Source organism: Paenibacillus sambharensis, assembly GCF_003233845.1.
GTDB classification, from domain to species: Bacteria; Bacillota; Bacilli; order Paenibacillales; family Paenibacillaceae; genus Paenibacillus_I; species Paenibacillus_I sambharensis.
In genome coordinates this window covers 117,105-141,152 of sequence record NZ_QKRB01000042.1, presented here as the reverse complement: position 1 = coordinate 141,152, position 24,048 = coordinate 117,105, and the positions used below count along the sequence as shown (strand labels likewise).

General features: G+C 52.3%; 14 protein-coding genes and 1 pseudogene. 3 read left to right on the top strand and 12 right to left on the bottom strand.

What is annotated here, in order from left to right:
* Positions 1-51: 51 nt before the first annotated feature.
* The 10 genes and pseudogenes from DNH61_RS09640 to DNH61_RS09595 form a co-directional block, all read right to left on the bottom strand.
* Entirely contained in the window at positions 52-2,733 is a 2,682-nt protein-coding gene (locus DNH61_RS09640; protein ID WP_111146495.1) for a glycoside hydrolase family 9 protein, read from the bottom strand.
* A gap of 365 nt (positions 2,734-3,098) precedes the next feature.
* Entirely contained in the window at positions 3,099-5,675 is a 2,577-nt protein-coding gene (locus DNH61_RS09635) for a glycoside hydrolase family 9 protein (protein WP_220036928.1), read from the bottom strand.
* A gap of 185 nt (positions 5,676-5,860) precedes the next feature.
* Positions 5,861-8,317 carry a glycoside hydrolase family 6 protein gene (locus tag DNH61_RS09630; protein ID WP_111146446.1) on the bottom strand — a complete coding sequence of 819 codons (2,457 nt, stop codon included), beginning with the start codon at positions 8,315-8,317 and terminating at the stop codon, positions 5,861-5,863.
* Positions 8,318-8,934: 617 nt separating this feature from the next.
* Positions 8,935-13,977: an S-layer homology domain-containing protein gene (locus tag DNH61_RS09625; protein WP_111146445.1), complete on the bottom strand. Its 5,043-nt coding sequence runs from the start codon at positions 13,975-13,977 to the stop codon at positions 8,935-8,937.
* Positions 13,978-14,419: 442 nt separating this feature from the next.
* Positions 14,420-14,800: a monovalent cation/H(+) antiporter subunit G gene (gene mnhG / locus DNH61_RS09620; protein WP_111146444.1), complete on the bottom strand. Its 381-nt coding sequence runs from the start codon at positions 14,798-14,800 to the stop codon at positions 14,420-14,422.
* Entirely contained in the window at positions 14,781-15,068 is a 288-nt protein-coding gene (locus DNH61_RS09615) for a Na(+)/H(+) antiporter subunit F1 (RefSeq protein ID WP_111146443.1), read from the bottom strand. Before DNH61_RS09615 ends, mnhG begins: the two co-directional genes overlap by 20 nt.
* On the bottom strand, positions 15,068-15,544 hold the full coding sequence (locus DNH61_RS09610) for a Na+/H+ antiporter subunit E (RefSeq protein ID WP_111146442.1): 477 nt from the start codon (positions 15,542-15,544) through the stop codon (positions 15,068-15,070). Before DNH61_RS09610 ends, DNH61_RS09615 begins: the two co-directional genes overlap by 1 nt.
* Positions 15,545-15,550: 6 nt before the next feature.
* A complete protein-coding gene (locus DNH61_RS09605; RefSeq protein ID WP_111146441.1) occupies positions 15,551-17,029 on the bottom strand; it encodes a Na+/H+ antiporter subunit D in 1,479 nt (492 codons plus the stop codon).
* A complete protein-coding gene (locus tag DNH61_RS09600; RefSeq protein ID WP_111146440.1) occupies positions 17,022-17,360 on the bottom strand; it encodes a Na(+)/H(+) antiporter subunit C in 339 nt (112 codons plus the stop codon). Before DNH61_RS09600 ends, DNH61_RS09605 begins: the two co-directional genes overlap by 8 nt.
* 2 nt (positions 17,361-17,362) lie before the next feature.
* Positions 17,363-20,253 (bottom strand): annotated as a pseudogene (locus tag DNH61_RS09595) (Na+/H+ antiporter subunit A).
* Positions 20,254-20,413: 160 nt separating this feature from the next.
* Between DNH61_RS09595 and DNH61_RS26300 the strand changes: the two are divergent.
* A complete protein-coding gene (locus tag DNH61_RS26300) occupies positions 20,414-20,656 on the top strand; it encodes a hypothetical protein (RefSeq protein WP_181438635.1) in 243 nt (80 codons plus the stop codon).
* 106 nt (positions 20,657-20,762) lie between these two features.
* On the opposite strand, the gene DNH61_RS09585 is transcribed toward DNH61_RS26300, so the two are convergent.
* Complete coding sequence (locus DNH61_RS09585; RefSeq protein WP_111146438.1) at positions 20,763-21,440, bottom strand: guanylate kinase; 678 nt, start codon at positions 21,438-21,440, stop codon at positions 20,763-20,765.
* A 172-nt stretch (positions 21,441-21,612) separates the two neighbouring features.
* Between DNH61_RS09585 and DNH61_RS09580 the strand changes: the two genes are divergently transcribed.
* Together DNH61_RS09580 and DNH61_RS09575 are read left to right on the top strand one after the other, a co-directional pair.
* Positions 21,613-22,293: a PspA/IM30 family protein gene (locus tag DNH61_RS09580; RefSeq protein WP_111146437.1), complete on the top strand. Its 681-nt coding sequence runs from the start codon at positions 21,613-21,615 to the stop codon at positions 22,291-22,293.
* Positions 22,294-22,404: 111 nt separating this feature from the next.
* The gene (locus DNH61_RS09575) at positions 22,405-22,911 is read left to right on the top strand and encodes a DUF4178 domain-containing protein (RefSeq protein ID WP_111146436.1); all 507 of its coding nucleotides are present in this window, start codon (positions 22,405-22,407) and stop codon (positions 22,909-22,911) included.
* A 6-nt stretch (positions 22,912-22,917) separates the two neighbouring features.
* Here DNH61_RS09575 and DNH61_RS09570 read toward each other — a convergent pair whose 3' ends face one another.
* Positions 22,918-23,943 carry an HD-GYP domain-containing protein gene (locus tag DNH61_RS09570; protein WP_111146435.1) on the bottom strand — a complete coding sequence of 342 codons (1,026 nt, stop codon included), beginning with the start codon at positions 23,941-23,943 and terminating at the stop codon, positions 22,918-22,920.
* Positions 23,944-24,048 lie beyond the last annotated feature (105 nt).

Sequence of the window (24,048 nt, the reverse complement as noted above, 5' to 3'; positions counted from 1 at the left end):
CAGCTCTCCCTTATTCATTGTGTACCGGTTATGTCTCCGGTCTGCTCATTCTTATGGCTCTAAGCCCCATACCAGTTGGCCGTTGCGGTGTAAGGTAATCTTGCTCCAATCGGTAAAAGACGTGATGGCAGGGCCGAAGGAATAATCGTCCGCCTCATTGTAATTGGACCAATCGCTCTTGTTGATCCGCAGCTGCATTTCACCCGTATGGCCGCCAGCAGGCAGTGAACCCGCGTTCGCCGAGAAGCTCACTTCCATATAATGGTCCGATCCGTCAGACGAATTGAACATTTTCGTGAAGCTGCCGCTCAGGTGCGCGCAGCCGACAGCTGCCCAGTCACAATTGAACTGCTGCGGCTGGCCGCCATCCAGCGTGTAATAATAACGGATCGTCAGCTCGCTCAGCGGGATTGCCTTATCACCCGTATTGACGATGCGGAAGTGAGGCTTTAACTGATTGTCGCTTGCGTTCGAATCTCCCGTCTTATACTGCAGCTTCAGGTCACCTGCAGGCTGTTCCGGCTCCTCTGGCTCCTCAGGCTGGTCAGGCTGGTCAGGCTGGTCAGGCTGCTTAGGCAGGGCCGAAACAGATTGAGAATCCGGTGACATGCCGGCCACATTCCGGGCACTTACTACATAATAATAGGTTGTGCCATTGGACACCGCGCTGTCCGTATAGCTTGTTCCCGGCTGCTCGGCAAGGACTGTGTACGGGCCTTCTGCTTCATCTGCCCGCTTGACGATGTAACCAGTCGCACCCGTCACTCCATTCCACTTCAACGTCACCTTGCCGCTTCCCGCTTCTGCGCTGAGACCCGAAGGAGGCATTGGCACAACGGGACCTGCTCCCCCTGTGGGCTCCTTGCCAAACACCTGTCTGCCCGCATCATAAACCGTCATATAAGGCGTCTTCGTCAGTGTGGAGGTCAAGCCTTGATAGGAGTAATCGTTGCCCGGATTCCAGAAGCTCGTATGCTGCGGTGCCGCAATGCGGAACTGGACCTCCTTGCGGAAATGCGGCTGACCGCCCGGATAAATTTTCACCCCTGTAAAATCCAGCGTGACATAATAGAGGTGACGGCTCGTATCAAACGGCATCAGCCCGGAAACCTTCGCCCCCTGATTGTAGCCGCCCGCCGATACGGTCACATCCGCAGCGGTGTAACCGGCTTCATACACCTCAGTAAGATCAAGATAGTAACGGAAGGACAGCTTGTCGCCCATTCTCGCCGGCCAGCCTGAGCGGTTGTTCAGCAGTGCTTTGATCTCCGTATAGGCGGGACCCGAGCTGTTGATGGCTGCCTCAACGAAGAATTCGTCCTCCTCTGCCTGCTCGGCTACCGGGAAACCAGGAAGAGGCTTCTGTCCCGAACCATACAGCTGATACATCCTGGCGAGCGCACCCGTAAACCCGGCATTGTAATCCGTAGCCACCTCATTGTTTACGTAATTGCCAATCTCGTCGGTATACGTATCGTCCGCATTGGGACCGCCGACAAGTGCGCCATACAGAACATGCCGGTGGTTCGCCGGGTTCTCCAGGCTGTCTGACCAGGAGCCGTGAGCAGTCCGGTGATGCGGATGCTCGGGAGCATTACTTCCATAGCCAACTACATAACTGGCCTTACGCGGATTATCTCCCAGCATGTAGAGAATCTGCCGGCTGGCAAAATCCCGGTACTTGCTCTTCTTCACCGGGTCTTCGACCCAGTCCGAGTAGACAAAAGCCAGGAATGAAGCGTTCGCCGCATAGCGCAGTGCGCCCCATTGGTCCAGATAAGCGAGACCGCCCGGCGTATAGCGGATTCTCTCACCCTGGCTGGTTCCGCTCGACCAGTAATCGAGATTTCGTTCGGTAGACTGCACAAACCGGCTGTCGCCCGTCAACCGGGCAAGCAGCAGCTGTGCGCCGTAGTGAACATCATCCCAGGCATGGGTCCACTTATACCCCCAGTAAGGCGTTTGCCCGTCCGTGCCCCATTCATTGACCGACTGAACCGCCTTCTGCAGGTATGCATCATCCTCCGTTGCCATGTACAGCCAAACCGCGCCCCAGGTCAGCTCATCTGCATAGCCGCTCCATGAGTTGTAATAAGAGGCGGCATCCTTGATGCAATCCGAGTATTTGCCGCGATATTGATCCGCGAAGCTGTACAGCTCCTTGGCGTGCTTCAGCAGCTGCTCTGCATAAGCGGCATCTGTCGGCTTGAAAATGATGGAGGCTGAAGCAAGTGCAGCTGCCGTCGTGCCCGCCAGATCAGAACCAGGACAGGAGGCGTCGATTTTGTACGCCGGGCGCTGCATCTGCATCACCTCAGCAGGGCCCCACCAGGCATGATCTGCGCCACCGTTGCCAACCTGGCCCCATAGTTCATTCGGAGCTGTATGCGCTTTAACGAAATAATCCGTGGCCCACTTAATGTTGTCGAGCATGGCTTCCAGCTGACCGGATTGTTCATAAGCATCCCGGTATTCATAGACCGACCATGCCAGCATGGCAGCTGTAGCCGCCATTGGCAGGCCAAATTTCACATGGTCGCCAGCATCGTACCAGCCGCCGGTCAGATCATGACCCACATCAGCGCCGTCCTGCAGTCCGGAATCCCCTCGCCAGCTCACCCGGTTGTTTTCCGGCAGCTTGCCGGAACGCTGAGCTTCGTAGAAGAACATGGACTTCTGAAGCGCTTCCGCGTAATTGTAATCAGCCGGGCCTGCTGCTGCTGTATCCGTCATGACAGTCAGGCCCGTTAAGGACGTGCCGACAAGAGCCGCTGCCAGCACTGCGGCTGCAGCCTTTCTTCTCAGCGACCTGCCCGCTTGCTTTACCAAACGTTATCCGCCTCCTTTACGCAGTGTCTTGCTCTTTTTCCGTAAACGATTACAATGTTTTGCATTCCTTCTTTCTGTTTTTTGCAATTGCATGGTAAGCATGTCATGACCGGCAAAAACATCTTGTTAAATGAACTCTATCCGTTTGTCGTTCAGCATCACCCCCTCGGCCGTAAATGGAATAACATTCAGAACCATAATAACCACTTTATGTTATATGTTTATTGTAACGTTATGATGCACGGACTTCTGCCCGTACAAACTGGCCATTACGGTTCAATACCCCAAACCAATTTATCATCTCGATGCAGGGTGACATTGACCCATTCAGTGAACGAGCTTTTGCCCGGATCGTAGGAATAATCATCCGTCTCGTTATAGCTGGTCCAATTGTTCTTATGGTTGCGGCTTTGGATGTCACCGCTTGTTCCACCTGCCGGTATGGAGCCAGCCTGGCTTCCGAAGGAAATCTCCAGCACATGATCCGCCCCCTGTCTGGCTTCCGGCAGCTTCTTAATGGTGCCAACCAGATTGGCGCAGCCTGCTGCCGCCCAGTCGCAGTTAAAGGTCTGCGGAACATCCCCTTCTGCTGAAAAATAATAACGAATCGTCAGCCCGCTGAGTGAAACGGGTTCTGTTCCTTTATTGACAATTCTGAAATGCGGCTTAAACTGGTTATCCCCCGCATTCGTATCCCCTGCCCGGTACTCGACAGCCAGATCACTTGCAGGAGGCGGCGTACCTCCCCCATCATCCGCTGGCTTGACTTCCACCTGCTTGGAGTTCATGCTCTCGCCTGCTGCATTGACAGCGGTAATGACATAATAATAGGCAGCGCCATTCGTCACTTCCTGATCCTGGTACCCCGTACTAGTCACGGAGGCAATTTCGGTATACGGCCCCCCGCTGACCAAAGCGCGTTTCACCTTATAGCTGGCCGCTTCAGCAGCGGCTTCCCAGGATAACAGGACAGCACCGTCTGATCTGTCAGCTGTAACGCCAGCAGGAGCAGCCGGCACATCGGGAACCGGCTCTCCGCCGCCTGCAGTATTCAGATCATCCTTGTGGTCCTGAAGATACTGCGCCACCCATACAAGCGGTGCGTTCCAGTTGATCGTGTTTTCCTTGGAGCCCCAGGCATCCGGCGCCGTATTCTTGGCTGCGTACGATTTGGCGGCCGGCTTCCCGGCTGGTGTAGCGGGATCATTAATCAGCTCATTATTAGGTCCGCCCGACAGCCAGCCGCGCGGGAATGATATGCCGCTCATATATTTCCCCCATGCCCAGCGGTCGTGCAGATCGGTCTCGTAGTACTCGCCATAACCTGTAACATAGGACAGCCGCATCGCGTTGTTCCCCATTAGATAATCCATGATGCGGTACATGCCCTTTAGATACCCCAAGTCCTGCGTTACATCATAGGCAAAGCCCAGCATAATCATTTTGTTAACGATGAAGGAATTGGAGCCCCACGGGTAATTCTCGCTGCCCGGGATCGGCGAGGGATAGCCTTCTTGGCGCAAATCAGCAAGAATGCCGTCCGCATGCTGGCGTACGCCCGATTTCATAGCCTCAATATCCTGCTTCGGAAGGTCATTGGCTGCCGAGAGGAGAGAGAGCGTTCCTGCTCCCGCAACCGATGCCCAGTCTATATGCCCGACTTCCAGGTAATGCGGTGACGAGGTCACTGCCGAGCGGTATGAAGCCTGATCGCCATCCTTCAGCTGAAAGGCCGTCAGGTACAGCTCAGCAGCAGCTGCATACCGGTCATCGCTTATGCTCTTGTCCCCATAATCGCCCCCGCCCTCTGTGTCCGCAGTCTGTGAGGAGTACACAACGTGGGGATTTGCACTCGCCCTTGTCCAAGCCTCTTCTGCCGTTGTCCACAGACGGGAAGCTTCTTCCCGGTTATACGGCTCAAGCAGCCTTGCCAGATGAGCCAGATTGCGGGCAACGGCATAGGTGGCATTAGTGGAAGGCGGCTGTGCCTGCCGGCCCATAGCATTTTCCTGATCGATACTGGTCACCGGGAAAGCGCTCCAGCTGTCGTTGTGTATCTTATGAGAGGCAAGCCCGCCGGAGGCCGGCATAACGCCGCGCATGAAGGTAGAGCCGAATGCCACTTCGTCGATCAAATCAGGTATGCCATTGCCGCCCTCCGGAATACGAAGCGAGCCGTCCGGAAAGACATGCGGGTACCGTTCATACAGATTGAGAAGCGTCCATGCGGATATCGCCTGGTTCACAGGATAGATACCGTAATCGCCCGCATCCGCCCATGAGTATCTGACATTCAGACGCTCACCCTGACACCAATTATTGAAGCACGCCACACTCTCATCTGCCGGATGAAGGGCCTTGTGCGCGAATACAGGGTTAGACAGATACCTGCCTTCAATATCTACACCCATACGGTGAAAATAGAAATATTCCATCGCCTCTGCAGGCAGGTCCGGATATAAACTTCCGGCAATGTCAAAGGGCACGCTGGCCCCTGCCCCTGTGACATGAAGCTGATAGCTGCCCTTAACCGTTACCGAGCTAAAATCTGCCTGATGCACGTGGTCGCCGGAGGCACGGTCGTTACCGAAAACCCGTGTCTGGCCCTCTGCGACTACTGTACCGCTGCCTGCTCGCAGCTCCCATTTCAGCGGCATTGACGATGGACTCACAATGGTTGCTACCTTATCGGCACCGGGCAAATATCCAACCTGATTGACCCTCACCGGACTGGGGTCCGTGTCAGCGAGAACGGATGCCGGGAGCAGAGCAGAAGCTCCGATCAGGAACGCAACCGCAAGGGAAGCCGATCTCTTCCCCAGCTTCCTGGTTCGTTTATGTCGCATACTTTCCATCCTTTCAGCGTTTATCCAAGCTTAAGCGTCATAATCGAAACTGTAATCACGTGTTTATTCATTCGCATGGAGCAACAGAAACCGGCCGCTTACGATAGCAGCCGGCTTATTGTCTGTCGTTCCCCTATGAAGTGCCGGGTATCAGATGTCTATGACAGCCCGCTGACAGCAAGCGCCTAGGGTTCAATTCCCCATACCAGCTGCCCGTTCTGATACAGCGTGACACGATCCCAATTCATGAACGAAGTCTTCGAGGCATCGAAGGAGTAGTCGTTCGCTTCATCGAGATTGCCCCAGTTGCTTGCATGATTACGGGTTTGAATCTCACCGGATTCGCTTCCAGCCGCAATGCTCCCCGCCGCAGAGCTGAAGCTCAGCTCCAGGTAGGCATCCGCATGCTCCGAGCCGCTGTCCAGCTTCACATGCTTGCCGGTAATGCTCGAACAGCCAGGACGGGCGTAATCACAGTTAAAGGAGACGGATGAGCTCGTATCAGCCGTATACCAGTAGCGAATAGTCAGCTCACTCATATCTACAGCTGCTGTGCCGTTATTCTTGATGTTAAAATGCGGCTTGAACTGATTATCCTGCGCATTCGTATCAGCCGCACGGTATTGAAGTACTAAATCGCCTGTTGGAGGAGGAGATGTCTCTCCCTCCGGCTTGGCACTGACAACCGCAGCGTTCACGCTTTCGCCTGCGGCGTTAACCGCGCTCACCGTATAATAGTAGGTCGTTCCGTTCGTTAGGCCTGTATCGGAAAAAGCTGCTGCCGTTACATCCGACGCGATCACCGCGAACGGCCCGCCGCTTGCGAGCGCGCGTTTCACCGTATAGCTGTTTGCACCGGTCACTGCGCCCCAGCTCAAGTCTACCTTGCTGTCGCCAGGCGCCGCTTTCAAGCCGGCAGGTGCCGCCGGAACCTGAGGCTGCGTCGTTCCGCCGCTTGGCGTCACACTGACCTGCGCCGAATTGGCGCTGGCGCCTGCGCTGTTCACCGCACTTACAACATAGTAGTAAGTCGTTCCATTCGTCAGCCCGGTGTCCGTGAAGCTGGCCGCAGTTACATCAGAGGCAACTGTCGCATACGGACCGCCGCTTGTGGACGCACGCTTGACCGTATAGCTCGAAGCGCCGCTTACAGCCGTCCAGCTGAGTGTGGCTTTCGAATCACCAGCTGCAGCTTTCAGACCGGCAGGAACTGCCGGAACCTGCGGTCCCGGGCCTCCGCCATTGTCCGTGGCAGGAATAACCGGATAAGCATTTTTCACGAGCGTTACAAACTGATCATGGAACCAGTGGCCCGAAACCGGTGCATTTGGTGTTGCGCCAGACAGTACACCATCTGGAGTCATGTAAGTCGGATCACACATACGATCGAAGCCCTTGCCCTCATCATTCGGGATAGCGGAGCTTGAGCCGTCCGATTCGCCCGGCGGTTTAACCCATACGAAGGCATCCAGATGCGCGCCGTATTCGACTGGGGCAGTCTTCGGCGCCATGCCGATGCCGGCTCCCAGACTGTTGCACCACAGGCCACGATGAGCGCGGCGGTCAACGCGTCCGGTGTTTACATGTGTATTGATATCTGACCCTGTTGCCATAGTCGGACGTTCTGGCCCGCCCCAGCCGTTCCTGGACGTATCGATCAGGAAGCCGGTGCTTGAAGGCCAGCCCGCTCTCGTAAAGTCATTATAAAGTGCCGCTGTAAAGTCTGCTTCATCAAAATACGGATTCCACTCATAGAAGTCCGATGAACGGATCGGCTGGCCGTTAAGCGTGAGGTTCGGATTAGGGAGGTTAGGCTCTTCGAGCGGCGTTGTGTTGGCTGTATTGGTTACGAAACCCGCAACGCTGGCAAAACCCTTCGCTGTTCCCCGCACCACATTCGTATAGAGCTGAACGGCTCCGGAACGATTGTCATCCCAGCCCAGCCAGCCCGAATGGCCGATGTCCAGGTAGTTGTAGACGTTCGGTATCGCGCCCAGCTTGTTCAGCGCATATTGCACAGAGGATACATAGAGACCGCTGGTGTTGGCTGCCGCACATTGAGGGGTATTGAGATTAGTAACCAGATTCGGCAGACCATCCGGTTCTACAATGGTTACAATCCGGATATCCTGGTATTTGGGCTTGGCGAAGATTTCGGCGAGCACGTCGATGTACTCTGTCTTGTAACGCTCAAACCCAGCCTGTGTTAAGGGAATCTCGCCGTTGGAGGCAAGGGCATGACAGTCACGTCCTGGCAGGTTGTAGACGACGAACATAGCCGTTATCGGGGTATCCCCCTGCTTCTGTGCCAGTACATTATCCAAGTGTCCTTCCAGGCTGCGCCTGCCGCCATTCTGCTCGCCGCCATGGATGGCCGCAATCCGGTCCAGCCACACTGCAGTCGGATACGATTTAATCGTTTCCATTTGCGCGGCCAGTTCACTGTCTTCAACCTTTGCAATGGAAGTGTCGATAAGATTGGCGTAATCCGGGTTGACATAAGCGGTTGCCCCTACGAAGGGATTATCCACCCTGGCTTCAGCAGCAGAACTCTTCAGCATTTGTGTCGGAAGACAGATACTTAACGCCAAAAAAGCCGAAAGAACGACTTTCACAGGTTTTTTACGCAAAACTGATATCATAACTTCACTCCTTCAGTATGAGTAATTGGGCCATCCTGACTCCGGTCCCCCCTGACAATCTGGAATGATAAACTGCGGGCACAGCAAACAGACTTGACGACGAAGATGTAACGTCAGACATCTCTCTCGATAAGCAATAGTTGGTATAACAGCTGGGTTTACAATTGGCAGGAACACAAATAAATCGAGTAAGCGGTATCATCAACATCCAGACAAGACTGGTTCTGACTCCGGCAGTTTGGCTCGATTGGCTGTAGAGGCGATCGGGAAGGTTGGTTGAAATAAGCGGGAATACTGGCAGTCCATTTCTTTAAAACGCTTTCATAAAACTTCTGATTTTATGACTCTGATTCTCCCTTTCTCCGATGAAGAATAAAAGCAGCAAAGCCTCGCAACTTCTTGTATCGCATCACCTCCTTGAAGAACTGCCCTGCTGAACAGGGTACGGCTCGCAATTCACTAGGCGCTGCTAATTCCTGGTAACATTATAACCTCGCCGCCACAATTTTGTCAATAATTTGTATTTATGGATTTGGGAGCGCTTTTATTAAAGTCTCTTACCTAAAACAAGAGACCATCCCTAAGAGAGCCGGGATGGTCTTGTACAATTACCGAATCTAGATTTTACTTTGATACTCCATTCCTTTAACCAGCATGGCTATCACTTCAGCTCTTGTGGCTGGCTGAACGGGGGCGAACCTGCTGCCGCCGACACCATTCATCAGTCCCGCTTCAACAACTGCTGCCACATAATCCTGCGCCCACGCGTCAATGTGATCCGCATCACGGAAGCCGGGAACGCTGCTCTTTTCCACGTTTAATTGGAGCAGTTTAGCTATGATAACGGCTAACTCCTGACGGGTCAACTCCTTGTTAGGCTGGAATGTGCCGTCCGGATATCCGCTAATAATCCCTTTGGCCGCTGCCGCATTAACAGCTTCAGCAGCCCAGTCTGGGATTTTACCTGCATCCTTGAATCCCTCTGATGAGCCATCCGCTTCCCACTGGAATGCCCTCGCAGCCATAACAACAAACTCTGCCCTGGTTGTTGACTTATTCGGACGGAATGAACCGTCGTTATAACCCATAACGATCCCTGCCTGAGCTGCTCGGCTGATCGCACTATTTGCCCAATGTCCCGAGATATCCGCAAATGTTACCGGAGGCTGAGCAGGCACAGCTGGTGCCGAGCCTCCACCAGGTGTTTGAGGGGCTGTTGGCTGGGCCGGTGCTGCCGGTGCCGTTGGTTCATTCCCGCCAGGTACTGTTACTGGAGGAATGTAGCCGCCGGTGCCGCCAGTATTCCCTCCACCACCGCCGCCTCCACCGCCGGGTATACCGCCGTTCGCAGGGGGTTGCGGCTGCGGTTGCGGCTGCGGCTCAACACCCTTCAAATCCGTAATCCGGTTCTCTGTCCCGATCTTTACGGTACCGATTTCCTTCAGATAGTCGGTAAATACTTCATAATCAACCAGATTCATTTCGTACAAGCGGCCGTCAGCCACGGCATCAGCCATCACATGGTAGAAGTCTCCGCCACTCGCCAGGAATGAATTGGTTGCCACCATGTAATACGCATTGGGATCAATCGCGGAGAAGGTGCCATCGCTGTTCTTGATCTCCACCTTCAGGATACGCTTGCCTTCCTGCGTTACTTTGTCATTCACAGCATCATATTTTTCCGCCTGTTTGCTGGAATCGTAGGAGAAGCGCATACCGGAAACCTGTGGGAAACGGCCCTCTCCAATGCTGCTTACGCCGTTCTCCAGCGCTGCGGTGATTTCCTTGCCCGTCATCTTGATTGCTGTCAGATTATTGCCGAACGGCATTACCGTTAGAACCTCGCCCAGCGTAATATCACCCGGCTGCTTGCCGTCAGCCGTTACCGGAATAGAGGCACGGATGCCGCCGCTATTCTGTATGGCCACATAACCTTTGATTCCTTCTACGTTCGGATAGGTAGCCTTGACCTTGGCACGCATGCCGTCCGTCATCAGGTTCCCGAGATTCGTTTCCTGCTTACGAACGTGAGTGCGGTCCCCGTCCAGGAAAACCTCTGTTTTACCTACAACGGTGTTCTTCAATGCTGCAAGCGGAGGATCATAATAATTGTTCATCCGCGCCTGTACTTCCTTATCCGCCGGATAGCTATCTACCGGATGAAGCTTTCCGTTCCAGTGCCGGATTACGCCGTCATGGTCAAACATAACACTTAATTCACCCAGATTTACACTGTACTCCCCGGTCTGAACGATTAAGGTAGGTTCACTATCTTCGTTCACCACCACCGGCTCAGTCAGTACAGTGTGAGAATGGCCGCCAACAATAATGTCAATTCCCTGCACGGCTTCTGCCAGCTTTTCATCCGCACTGTAACCGAGATGGGAAAGTGCAATGATCTGGTTAACGCCCATCTCTTGCAGGCGGGAAACTGCAGCTTCCGCACTTGCTTTATGATCGTTGAATACAACATCACCCGGTGACGCAAGCGCCACTGTGTCTTCTGTCGTCAGACCGATAATACCGACCTTCTGACCGCTGATCTCACGAACAATCGCCGGATAGATCTTCGAGGATTCGCCCGGTTCACCGATAGAATCGTGATACAGCCCGCCTAGAAGCTCGTCCTTGCTGAAATCAATGTTGGAGCTGACAAACGGGAACTCCGCCTTATCGATAAATGCCTTGAGTGTAGCCGAATCCTTATCAAACTCATGGTTGCCGAATACCATTGCATCATAACCCAGCATATTCATGAACTCCAGATCGGCAAGTCCCTTGTACTGGTTGAAGTACAGTGTGCCTGAGAAGACATCACCAGCATCAAGCAGAAGGGTGTCCGGCTGGCGCAGCTGCTGAGTAGCCGTCACGCGTTTCGCTATCCGTTCCAGATGGCCGTGTGTATCATTCGTATGCAGAATATGAAGCTGCGAATATTTGGCCTCCTCCAGCACATCGAGCTGGGCGAGCAGCGGATCGTGGTCACTAACCCGTCCATGGCTGGTGTCGAAATCAGCATTAATATGCACGATATCGAATTCCGAGAATGGAACAAGGCTTCTGTTCACAAGCAGGTGATCAAGCGTTTGCGAGTTGCCTTGATATACATAGGAATACCTGTCGTTTACAGGCAGCAGGTCAACCAGATTAACCAGGTGTTTCCCTTTGGTAAGCTCTAGTGTCTTGGAGAATTGATAATCGTTCAGGTCCCCCATAACAACCACGTTTGCCGAAGGGTTCTGTTCCATAACAGAATCAACGAAGCTGTTTACGATTTGTGCAATCTGATGGCGCTGCACCTCACTCTTGAGCACATCCGGAAGAGGCTGGATGCCGCCAAACGGCGCTTCGTCCCCGCCCTTCGAATTGAAGTGGTTCGCGATAACAATGACGCGTTCCCCTTTGAACAGAAATTCGGCCGCAAGCGGCTTGCGTGAATCATTAAATGCCTCATTCTGCGGCTCGATCCGTCCCGGGTTGACATTCAACCCATTCTCTCCGTATGTAACGCTCTGAGTCGCTGTTCCTTTGCCTCCAGCGGTCTCGGCAAGCGTTACACGCTCTGGATTGTACAGGAAGCCTACTCTTATATTGCCGCCTGGCGCTCCTCCATCCGCATTGTTAACAGGAGCGATGTCCGTGTAGCTGTATGCTGGTCCGCCCTGCTCCTTAATGGCCGCGATCAGCGCCCCGTAATTGTCATCCGCCTTGGTTGTGCCGGAATCTGTGGAGCCATCGTCATCCTGTACCTCGATCAGTGAGAGGATATCCGGCGATTTCAAGTTTTGGACGATAGAGCCGGCAATCTTATTTCTCCTGGCCGTCTCCGCTTCACTCGGATTGTTCCAGAAGTTCTCGATATTGAATGAAGCAACCGTCAGCTTGTCCTCCTCCGGATTAATCTGGGTGACTTCCCGCTCATTCTTGCTTGGGATGATCTCCGGAAGCTTCTCGGGAATGACCTTATAATTGCTGTAATCATAAGCGAGCACACCGGTAATAGGACCGGCAAACTTGTCACCCGTCTTCACCTGTACCGCCGGCTTCCTCGCAATCAAGATTCTCTGCGGGTTCAGATCTTCCTCCGTGAGCATAATTCCGCCCGCTTCTGTCATAACCTCTGCTGCGGATTGGCCGCCCAGAACAACCGGGATTTCATAACTGTATGGACCAACAATCCTGGCGTCATCCAGCTGCAGGCGCATGCCTTCCAGGCTCTCATAGAAATCAAGGGCTCTGTCAGCTGGAGAGAATGTCGTGAAGGTCTCTGCAGTTGAAATAACGGCTGTCGGTTGAGTACGGTCCCGGCCAATTACAACCGGAGCAGGCAGTGTGTTTCCACTGGAGATGACATCGACGGATGCTGCCGTAATTTGTGTTGTTGTCAGATCTACGGACGTTGCATATCCAGCCTCCGTGATTTCTTCTACCGTACCGCTTACCTTCACCTTATCGCCGACAGCAGGACTGATATCAACGCTTGAAACAAGAACAGCCTCTGAGGTTGCGTCGCTGCTATCCCAAGCTGCTTGTTCAGCCTGCATATACCATTTCTTGCCGCGCTTCATGGTTACGATGCCTTCGACGTTCGTAACTTCTTGGCCGACAATCGGAGATATATGGGCAGCACCTTGAATTTCGTGAATGCTGATTCCATCATAGACCTGGGCAACCCGGTAAGCGAACTCGAAGATTTCACCCGGTTCCCCTTCATGCTCCCTAATAGCCTTAATAGTCGTTGTCTTCTCAATTACAATCGGAGCTTCATATTTCATGCCGTTCTCGGCAGATGGCGTGCTGCCATCGAGCGTATAGTAAATCGTGCCCAATCCTAACGGGTTGTACAGCTCGACGGATGTTCCGGGCGTTACCGGCTTGTCCGGCGCTGGATTTGCGATAACCGCTTCAGTATCCTGAACAATATCGGTTTCCATGCGGGGAATCAGCATGTAGTTACCGTAAGAGTAGGTGACCACACCTCTGATTAAATCATAGGCTTGTCCGGACTGCAGATAGGAAGACTTAATAATGAACTCATCATTCTGTGCATCCGTCACCTTAAATTCCTTGTAGTTATTCCCTGTTCCCACCGTAACATCGCGTACTTCCACGAACTCCGATTCGACAGACTCGCCCTTATCCGCCTGCAAATCTGTTCCCTGAACAAGCTGCGGGGCAGGCAGACCTGCACCAGGGGCCGTTACAGCAAATTCCTCGGCTTGAAGCTGCGCCAGTCCGTAATACTGCTGCACCTTGCCGGAAGCAGTAATTCGGTCTCCCGCCGCTGCTGCCAGGTCGATGCCGCGCACAACGATACCGGCTGTATCATCCTGGACATAGAGATTCACAGCACCGCCGCTCGTTTCGCTGTGTGTTACAATGCCAGTAATGCTTACATATGTACCCGCTTCGAGCGTTCTTGCTGCCGCTAGAGTCGTAACCTCGCCATTCTCTGCAGGAACCTCCCCATCTTGTGGCGCGGGTTCTGCCTCACTACCCTCCCCCGCATTGTCATCTCCATATGTCGCTGCGATTACACTTGCAGGTTCAGCATCCGCTGTCCTTGCCGTAACCGGTGCGGATTGGCTGCCAAACACACAACCGGCCACCATCATCACGGCCAGCAGCAGACTAACCTGCTTCTTGATGCTCTGCAACATTTGCACCTCTCATCAACTCTCCTCTCACCATTTCGAAAATGGGTCATTTCTGCCCAACATTAAGAGTATCAAGCGACTGTAATGGTATGATTATGCTGGAATTTTGCTTGTGTAAAAATTTTGCCGGCACATAGCAAAATGCCTCCAGACTGTATGACAGTACCATTCCCTGGTCACAGCAATTGGAGACATTTGTGTCGGTATGCAGCCTTGATCGCTTTATCATCTTCGTGTCCGGTTAAATAACACCATTTCCTGCTCACAAGTATAGCAGACCCGTTAAAATGGGGTCAATTAGGCTGAATGCCAAATATTTTACATCTTCTTAGTCAAAATTATAAATGTTGTGTAAATTAAGGTGACATTCTCAAACCATTTCATTCAACCCACATAAAAAATAAGCGCCAGGGATGAATATCCCTGACGCAACAATATTTAACCTCTAGCCATTCCGGCCCCGTTCCCTGGACTGCTCTTCCTGCTCTACAACCGCCTTCAAGTCATCCTGCACACTCTTCGACCAGAGAGGCACACCTGTGCGGTATGCTGCCCGTCCAATTAGATGACCAGCTACCGGCGCAGTGATGAAGACAAAGATAATCCCCAGCAGCAGCCTGGCACTCGTATGGCCGTCAAGCAGCATGAAATACAGGAATGCACCGGTCAAGATACTGAGGATGCCTAATGTGGTGCTCTTGGTCGCGGCATGAGAACGAAGGTATACATCAGGGAGCCGGATTAATCCGAAGGAGCTTAGCGCACTGAGCAGAGCGCCAAGCAGAACCAGAATGCCTACCAGCGATTCAACGATCACTTCTTTCATGCTCAATCACGGCTCCTTTCTCGATATATTTCGAGAAGGCAATCGTACCCAGAAACGCTACGATACCGATTAACAGGATGATTTCCAGATAAGTCTGTGTTCTCTGCATAACGGAGAGAATCGCTACAATGCCGATCAGGTTAATACCTATTGTGTCCAGCGCAATGATACGGTCGGGCATTGAGGGGCCTAGTAGTACACGGACCAAACCGGTCAGAACGGAGAATGACAAGATGATGAGCGCAATAAGCAGCATAACTTGAAGCATTATCTTGACACCTCCATAATGGCCTTCTCGAAGGAACCTTTTATTTGCTTCTCCAGCATTTCGGCGTCTTCAATATCCATAGCATGAATATACAATGTTGAATTATCCGGCGATACCTCAAGTGTCAGTGTACCTGGAGTCAGGGTTATCAGACAGGCCAGGACGGTAACCTCCCAATCAGACTTAAGCTCCGTCTTCAGAGTGAAGATACCGGGCCGGATACGCAGCCGCGGCCGGACAATCTCCTTAATGACGGTTATATTGGAGAGCAGAAGCTCCTTAAGGAACAGCAGGATTAAATTAACAATCGCGCCTATCCGCCGCATATAGAACTCGCCATTCAAGAAACGCCGCAGCATGAATAGAAACAGCAATCCGATTAGATAGCCCACTATAAAGGTGGCAGGGTTCCAGGTATTTTTCAGAAACATCCACACGAATGCGATCAACAGATTGAGTAATATTTGTGAAGCCATCGTTATCTACTCCTTTAACACCGCTTGAATGTACTGGTCCGGATTCAGCAGCGTTTCACCTGCCTGGTTAACGTAAGGATAGATCCACTCTGCCCCTAACCCTAATACAATCGTCAGAATGACAAGGCAGGAAGCCGGCAGCAGCAGCCAGCCCGTTCCCTTCTTCGGTTCTGACAGCGGACGCTTGGGCACACCCCAGAAGACGTTCATGAAGATCCTCATCATGGAATACAGGATCAGCAGGCTTGTCAGCAGTCCGATTCCGGTTATCCAGTAGAAGCCTGCCTGAAGGCCGCCTTCGACAATCAGAAGCTTGCCAATGAAACCGCTGAGCGGAGGCACCCCGACTAGAGCCATAGCAGCGATGAAGAACATCCAGCCGAGCACCGGGCGGGTGCGCATTAAACCACCCATTTCCTTGATTGTGGCCGTGCCCGTATAAGCTATAATGGTGCCCCCCAGGAGGAACAGCAGTGCTTTGACGATCATGTCATGAACCAGATAATAAATGGCTCCCTCAAGAGCTGCCTGATTGGCAGCCGCCAAACCGAAGGCAATGAATCCTACCGCTGCGACTATATTATAGATCAGAATTCTGTGAATATCCCAATAAGCGATTGCGCCAATAACACCAAGCAGCATTGTGGCAGCGGCCAACCAGCCAATGAGCGTGTGGGTTATGTATGGATCATGATAGAAAATCAGCGTAAAGGTGCGGATAATCGCGTACAGCCCCACCTTGGTCAACAGACCGCCAAATACGGCTGTAATCGCTGCCGGAGGCACCTTGTAGGAGCCAGGGAGCCAGAAATACAGGAACAAACCAGCCTTAAGGCCAAATACGATCAGGAACAGCACGGAGATGGTAGTCAGCACTCCCCCCTGTCCCGCTTCCGCAACCCGGACGGACAAATGTGCCATGTTCAAGGTACCGACGACCGCATACAAGTAGGCCACACTTGCCACAAACAAAGCTGAGGAAATAATGTTGATCAAAATATACTTTAGCGATTCGCGGAGCTGTTTCTTTGTACCGCCCAGCACAATCAGCGCATACGAGGAAATCAGCATCACCTCAAAGCAGACGAACAAATTAAAGATATCCCCTGTAAGGAAGGAGCCGATAACACCCACAATCAGGAACTGAAAGAACGGATAAAAGTAAAATTTCTCCCGCTCTTTGCCGATGCTTCCAAATGCATAGTAGAGGCACGCAGCACTCACAATGGTTGTTGTGAGCACCAGTAGAGCCGCAAACATGTCGGCTACGAATACGATGCCGTAAGGAGCCGCCCAGCCGCCCATGTTGAGTGTCTGAATTCCCTCCTGCCGGACAACATGCACCAGATAACCGGCAACGCCCACATTGGCAAGAGCGCTTAACCCGCTAATCCATTTTTGCAGACGAATCTGTCTATTGAAGAAGATGAGCACTACTGCCGTTACCAGCGGTACGAGCAGCGGCATAATCAGCAAATTATTCATCATCATGTCCCCTTAGCTGTTCCATATCGTCTGTTCCGAGCTCCTGATACGCCCTGTAGGCCAGGACGAAGAAGAACGAGGTGACCCCGAAGCTGATTACGATGGAAGTAAGAATAAGGGCTTGAGGCAGCGGGTCTACATAATTGCCGGCTTTCTCTCCAAGCAGCGGAGCCGCGCCCGTCTTCAGCCTGGACATCGTGAGCAGCAGCAGATGCACGGCATGCGTAAGCAGCGAAGTGCCGAGAATAATACGCAGCAGGCTCCGGGAGAGAATTAGGTATGTACCGACCATAAACAAGATGCCGATGGCAAAGGCCATTAGGATTTCCATAATTAGTGGTCCTCCCCGATTGATAGAATGATGGTCATTGTAACCCCTACAACAGCCAGATATACGCCTAGGTCAAACAATGTGGCAGTAGCAAGCTCCGTATCGCCAAGGAGCGGAAGATCCCAGTGTCCGAACGTATGGCTGAGGAACGGGACTTCCAGCACCAGCGATCCAATGCCTGTCAGCAGGGCAATCAGCAGTCCGACTGCCATCACTTTGCGGAAATCCACCGGAACGACCTTGCGGATCGTCTCCAGATCAAAAGCAAGGGCAAGCAGCACAAGAGCCGCTGCAGTCACCAGCCCGCCAATGAATCCTCCCCCCGGATTGTTATGCCCGGCAAAGAACAGGAAGACGGAGAACGTCAGGATTATGAACACAACAATCTTGGCGACTGTCTGCAAAATGACATCATTGGTCTTCATGCGCTTTTCCCCTTTCTCCGTTTGCTGCTTTTGTCCAGCTTGGCGGACGCTGCCAGCGCTGCAGCCGGGTCATTGCGGTCAGCACGAAGCTTGATCATGGCAAATATACCGAGTGATGCTATTCCAAGCACCATAATTTCAAGCAGGGTATCAAAGCCCCGGAAATCGACCAGTATGACGTTAACCACATTCTTGCCGCCCGAAAGCTCATAGCTGCCTTCAACAAAGTATTCTGAGATCGACGTAAACAATCTCGTATCGTTAGCTGAAAGTGCAATCAGGGTCATAATCGTACCGATTCCAGCGGCAACCAGGAAATTGCGCAGATTGAAGCGCATAGGCGCCTTTTCCAACTTGAGCTTGGGCAGATGATAAAAGCAGAGAAGGAACAATGCCACTGAGACCGTCTCGACAATCATCTGTGTCAGCGCCAGGTCAGGCGCCCGCAGAATAACGAAGAACAGCGTTACAATGTAGCCTACACCGCCTACCAGGATGATTGCTGTAACTCTGGAGCGGGTAAAGGGCACCGCCAAGGCAGCAGCTATCAGCACAAGCACAAGAACGAATTCATAAATGGTGATTTCCGCCAGTTCCCCGGAGTACCAGCGTACCGAATCCGTTCTATACAGCACGTAACCCAGTATTAAGACCATGAAAGTGAAGATATAGATCAAATAGTCCCGCACGGACCCCGTCATATAAGCACGCGTGCCCCGGTTCGACCAGCGGTCCAGGTAGTACAGACCGCGGTCATAGAAGGTATTTAGCGTCAGCTTCTGCGGCAGCTTGCTGTATATACTCGACCATCTGTTAAGCAGCAGATACAGCAGCGTACCTAGCACAATAACGCCGATTGTCATGAAGATCTCCACTGTCCAGCCGTGCCAGAAGTGGATCTTAACCTCGAACTGGTCACCTGGCATCAGCAGCGAAGGCAGAATAGATGCCATCGCCGGCTCAATAATCCGGTAGGACAAAATATTCGGGAATAAACCGAATACAATGACCAGCGAAATCAACACAGCTGGCGGCAATAGGAGCCCGAGAGGAGCCTCATGCGGCTTCACGTCAAGCTTATCCGGCTGGTATTTGCCGGTGAATGTCTTGAACACGATGATCATGCTGTATACGAAGGTGAACACACTGGCCAGCCAAGCTGCCACAGGGATCAGCACACCCCATGTTTCCATGTTGAAGATGTCCAGGTGTGTCACGTTCAATGCTGCCGTAAAGAACATTTCCTTACTCAGGAAGCCGTTGAACGGCGGCAAGCCGGCCATTGAGAAGGACCCGATCAGTGCGAAGGTAAACGTAATCGGCATGAACGTAATCAAGCCGCCGAGCCTGCGTATGTCACGGGTTCCTGTCTCATGGTCTACAATACCGACAACCATGAACAACGCACCCTTGAAGGTCGCATGATTGATTAGATGGAATACTGCCGCAAGGGTCGCCTTGGTATAGAGCGCCGATTCATCGGACAGACCGTAGTATACGGCAGCTGATCCCATACCCAGCAGGGACATAATCAGACCCAGCTGGCTGATAGTTGAGAAAGCGAGAATGGCCTTAAGATCCGTCTGTTTGACAGCGGAGAATGAACCCCAGAACAACGTAACCAAGCCGACTCCCGTAACAAGCCAGAACCATTCGGCAGCTCCGGCGAACACTGGCGTCATTCTGGCTACCAGGTAAATGCCGGCTTTCACCATAGTGGCCGAGTGCAGATAGGCACTGACCGGCGTCGGTGCTTCCATCGCATCCGGAAGCCAGATATGAAACGGAAACTGGGCTGACTTTGTGAAGGCGCCCAGCAGAACCAGCAGCATCGCCGGCAGGAAGAACGCATGACCGGTCACCAAATCAAGACTGCCGATAATCTCCCGGATACTGAAGGTGCCTGTCATGATGTACAGCAGGACGAAGCCTGCCAGCATGGCGAAACCGCCGAAGACGGTGATCAGCATGGACTTCTGCGCTCCGTAGCGCGACTTGGCCCGTTCATTCCAGAAGGCAATGAGCAGGAACGAAGACAAGCTGGTCAGCTCCCAGAAGCCGTAAAGCACGATCAGATTATCAGAGAGGACAACACCCAGCATCGCTCCCATGAACATCAGGAGATATACATAGAATCTGTGGATCGCTTCCTTATCCTTGCCCAGATAATAGATGGAATACAGAACGACCAGCGCACCGATTCCCGTTATGAGCAGCGCAAACAGTAGCCCCAGTCCGTCCAGATAAGCTGTAAAATTCAAATCCATTGACGGAATCCATTGGACAGTGGACAGCTCTTTGTGCCCGCCCTGAACATCTGGTACCCGGCTTATAAAATAGGCGAACAGCAGAGCGGGAACTGGCAGAACAAACCAGCCGGTATGCACGCCCCTTATGTACTTTCTAAAGAATGGAACGGCTATGGCGTAAATGAATGGCGCCAGTATGGCTAAATGCAGTAGAGACAACCGTCATACCCCCATCTCGGTGAAAAATATAAATGCAGTGTTACACAGCCTGCTCACAAGCTATTATGATACACATCATGAAAAAAAATCCAAGTCAAACCAAATGTTCATGAATAAATCACTCCCTTACATGCTCATCCTAGTAACAAGGAGTGAGACTATGATCATAAAAAAAGCCGCAGCATGCGGCGCGTTGCTGATGCTTTTACTAATTTGGGGCTGGCAGGAAAACCGTCTGTCCGAACAAACGCGATATACAAATCTGCAGGAGACTGACAACCCTGACCATGAAGTCCGGATTCTGCATCCGCCTGCACATCAAAACAGGCTATATGTACAGCAGGCAAGGCCGTTCCTGCCGCGTGAATATGTCCGAATTGTCCGATACCGGCCGGAAGAATAAATCTTACCAGCATAACCCCCTTATTATTACGGGCCGCCTGCCTTATGGTTTCAAAAATTATCTTAAATAATACGGCTTGAAACAGAAATAACCGCGGACAACGCGGCTATTTGTCAGTTTTAAATGTTTGGAGGAGCCGGTTGACGGTTTCGGTATGCTCCCTGTTTTGCAGAACAACTTCGCACTCGCGCTTGCTATGCACTTGTTCTGTGTACAGCTCCATGTATTCCATAATGATATCCTGCGGAACCCGTTCCTTCTCCATACGAACCTGCAAATCTTCTTTTGTCGTATATATGAATACCCTCACAGCACGAGCGCCAAACACCTTCTTGAAGGACAGCGCCCCTTCGCGGTTCACCACGACAATCACACTGCCGGACTGCTCGAGCGCACTGCGCAGCTCCGATCCCTTGATGCCATATCTGCCCCTGCCCAGCTTTACCGACTGAAAAAATTCATCCCGCTCTCTCATCGCCTCGAATTGCCCCGGGTCTATAAAACGATAATGCTGGCCCTCTTCTTCCCCCGGTCTTTTGCCGCGGGTTGTGTAGGAGCGGATATAAGGAAGGCCAAGCTCTCTGCTCAGCTGCCATGCCAGCTGCTTGCGTCCTGCTCCGCTTGATCCCGTAATGACAATAACGGCCGGTGCCGCTTTTTCATCTGCTTGCGGTTCCTTCCCCGATTCCTCTGTCTCAGCTGCTCTTGAACCCCCAAGTCCGGCTTCATTCACGGATTCCCCGTTATCCTGCTGCTGTCTTGTTTTCTTGAGCCATTCCCACATTTCTGTCGCCTCCCTGCGCGCTTATATCTTCTATATCGGTCAGCTGGCAGTGTATCAACATGCCAATACAGCAAAAACACGAACAGCCTGAATTTGTGAATCGATGAAACCTGCTTCTGCCGCAATGCGTATGGTTAAGTATGGCAATAACAAACAGGGAGGCTTACTAATCATGTCGATCTTTAAACGCTTGCGTGATTTAACAATGTCCAATGTGTATGCACTGATTGAGAAGGCTGAAGACCCGGTAAAGCTCACTGACCAATATATCCGCGATATGCAGAGTGATCTTGAAGACGCCGAGAAGGCTGTTGCCGCACAAATCGCTCTTGAGAAGAAGTTCAAGCTTCTCTTCGAAGAGCAGGAGGCGCTCGTGCAGCGCCGGACTGAACAGGCACATACAGCAGCACAGGCACAGAACATTGATCTTGCCCGCAGGGCGCTGGAAGAGAAGAAGAACGCAGAGGATAAGCGGAACGAGTACAAAGCCAGCTTCGAGCAAAATCAGATGCTCGCGAACAATCTGCGCGGCAAGCTGGATGAGATGCGCAAGCAGCTGTCCGACCTCCGCAGCAAACGCGAATCGCTGGTTGCCCGCTATAACGCAGCCAAAGCTCAGAATGAAATTAACAAGACAATGAGCGGCTTCGGCGGTAACTCGGCAGGCTCTGGCATGAAGCGCATGGAAGAAAAGATGCTGCAGATGGAAGCTCAAGCCGAAGCCAGCAATGAACTGAACAGCTCTAAGGGCAGATCGCTTGATGAAGAATTTGCGGCGCTTGGCAAGGACAAAGCTGTCGAAGATGAATTGGCTGCTCTGATGAAGCAGTATGAGAACAAGGATAATCAATAATATTCTGCATGAAGAGCCGCCCATGCCGGACCGGTATCATCCGGTTTCCGGCAGTGGCGGCTTATTTTCCGGACCACTACATTGATCAAGCAAGAAAGGAAGAAGCGGCTAATGAGCTTATTCAAGCGAGTCAAGAATCTGATCAGCAAGCAGCCGCCCGTTCAGGCGGAGAAGAGTATTCTGACGCTCGGTCCTGGCGATGTATGCGAGGTTTCACTAGTTACTTACCAGGTCACCGGACGCACGCAAAACAGGCAGCGCAATGCCGTCATCCTGACGCTTCAGGATGGCGCGGCTATACGCTACCTGTCTATAGAAGAACGAGAACGGACCGTGTATGCGCTGTACGACCCCGTCGATGGCAGACTCGACTCCCTTCAGGAGGTACCCGCTACGATTGAACTTGACGGACGGACCTATCATCTGGAAGAGCATTTCGCCGGCTTTATTACCGCTGCTGGCAAAACGCCGTTCATGCAGGGAGGCGAGCAGCATGTGTGGCAGTTCCAGACAGATGACCGCAGGCTGCTTCGAATAGAATGGCAGAACGGACGGTTTGTGCTCTATGAAGGCGAGAATATAATTCCGGCCGATGTCCGTGTTATAAGAGGAGTATAAACACTCTTACGTAAGTACAGCCTCAATAAATACGGTTGTGTGCAGGGCGAGATCTATCTCGGTAACTTCAAACTCTTCACCGCTTCCCTTAACAATCCGGATTACTGGCCGCGAAGGCAGTCCGCGATGCTGACGTACAACGACACCTGTTTCTTTGGTAGAGAGACGGACCGCCGTACCATTCGGATAGACAGATATGATCCGTGTGAACTGGATCAGCACCTTGTGATCCAGTTCTTTTTCCGACATAGCCATCAGCTCTTCCACAGCATCCTGCGGCTGCAGAGCGCCGATTGCAGGATTAACCAGATTATCATACCGGTTCGCAACGGCTACAATTTTGGCATATGAATTGATTTCATCTGCGGAAAGTCCGCGCGGCAAGCCCTTCCCGTCCGGCTGCTCATGATGCTGAAGCGCAACATGGGCTGTAAGCAGGCTGAACTCCTGCTTGCTCTTAAGACGCTCGAATCCCCGCCAAGTGTGGTGCTCCTGCAGCGTTCCGCTTGATTCAACCCAGGGTACTGCACCGACTTTCCCAATATCATGCAGCAGTGCACCGGCCGCCAGCTCCTTGAGCTGCTGGGCGTTCAAGCCCATGTTAGCGCCGATTAACGTTGAGATCATACAGACATTCAAGGCATGCACGTACCATTGATTCTCTGCCGTTCGAATGTCATTTAACTGCAGCATGACCCCCTCACTGCTCATGACCGCTTCCAATATCGCATTAATCTGAACACCGATTTTGCCAGCCTTCCATTCCTTTCCGGAACGGAGTGCTTCTACCGTCTCATTCATTTCCCGGATGACGGCCTGCTTCGTCTCCTCACTGACCATGTCCGAGATATCTATATCGGCGTAGGCAGCATCTTGAATGTACAGCATCGTTACGCCGATTCGGTTCAAGGTGTTAATCATGAACACCGTCAATTGAACGCCTGCCGACAGCATGACCGTCCCATTCGCGGAATATATTGTTTTGCCCAGATAGTGGCCTGGTTCTACCCGCTCTATGCTGACATATCTCACGTGGATTCCTCCGATTGTTCTGCTCTTAGTGCTTTCGCTTGTCATGTATATCGGCAGTTGGACCACCTTGTATTAGCTATTACTTTTTGGCAGTGATCTGAATCA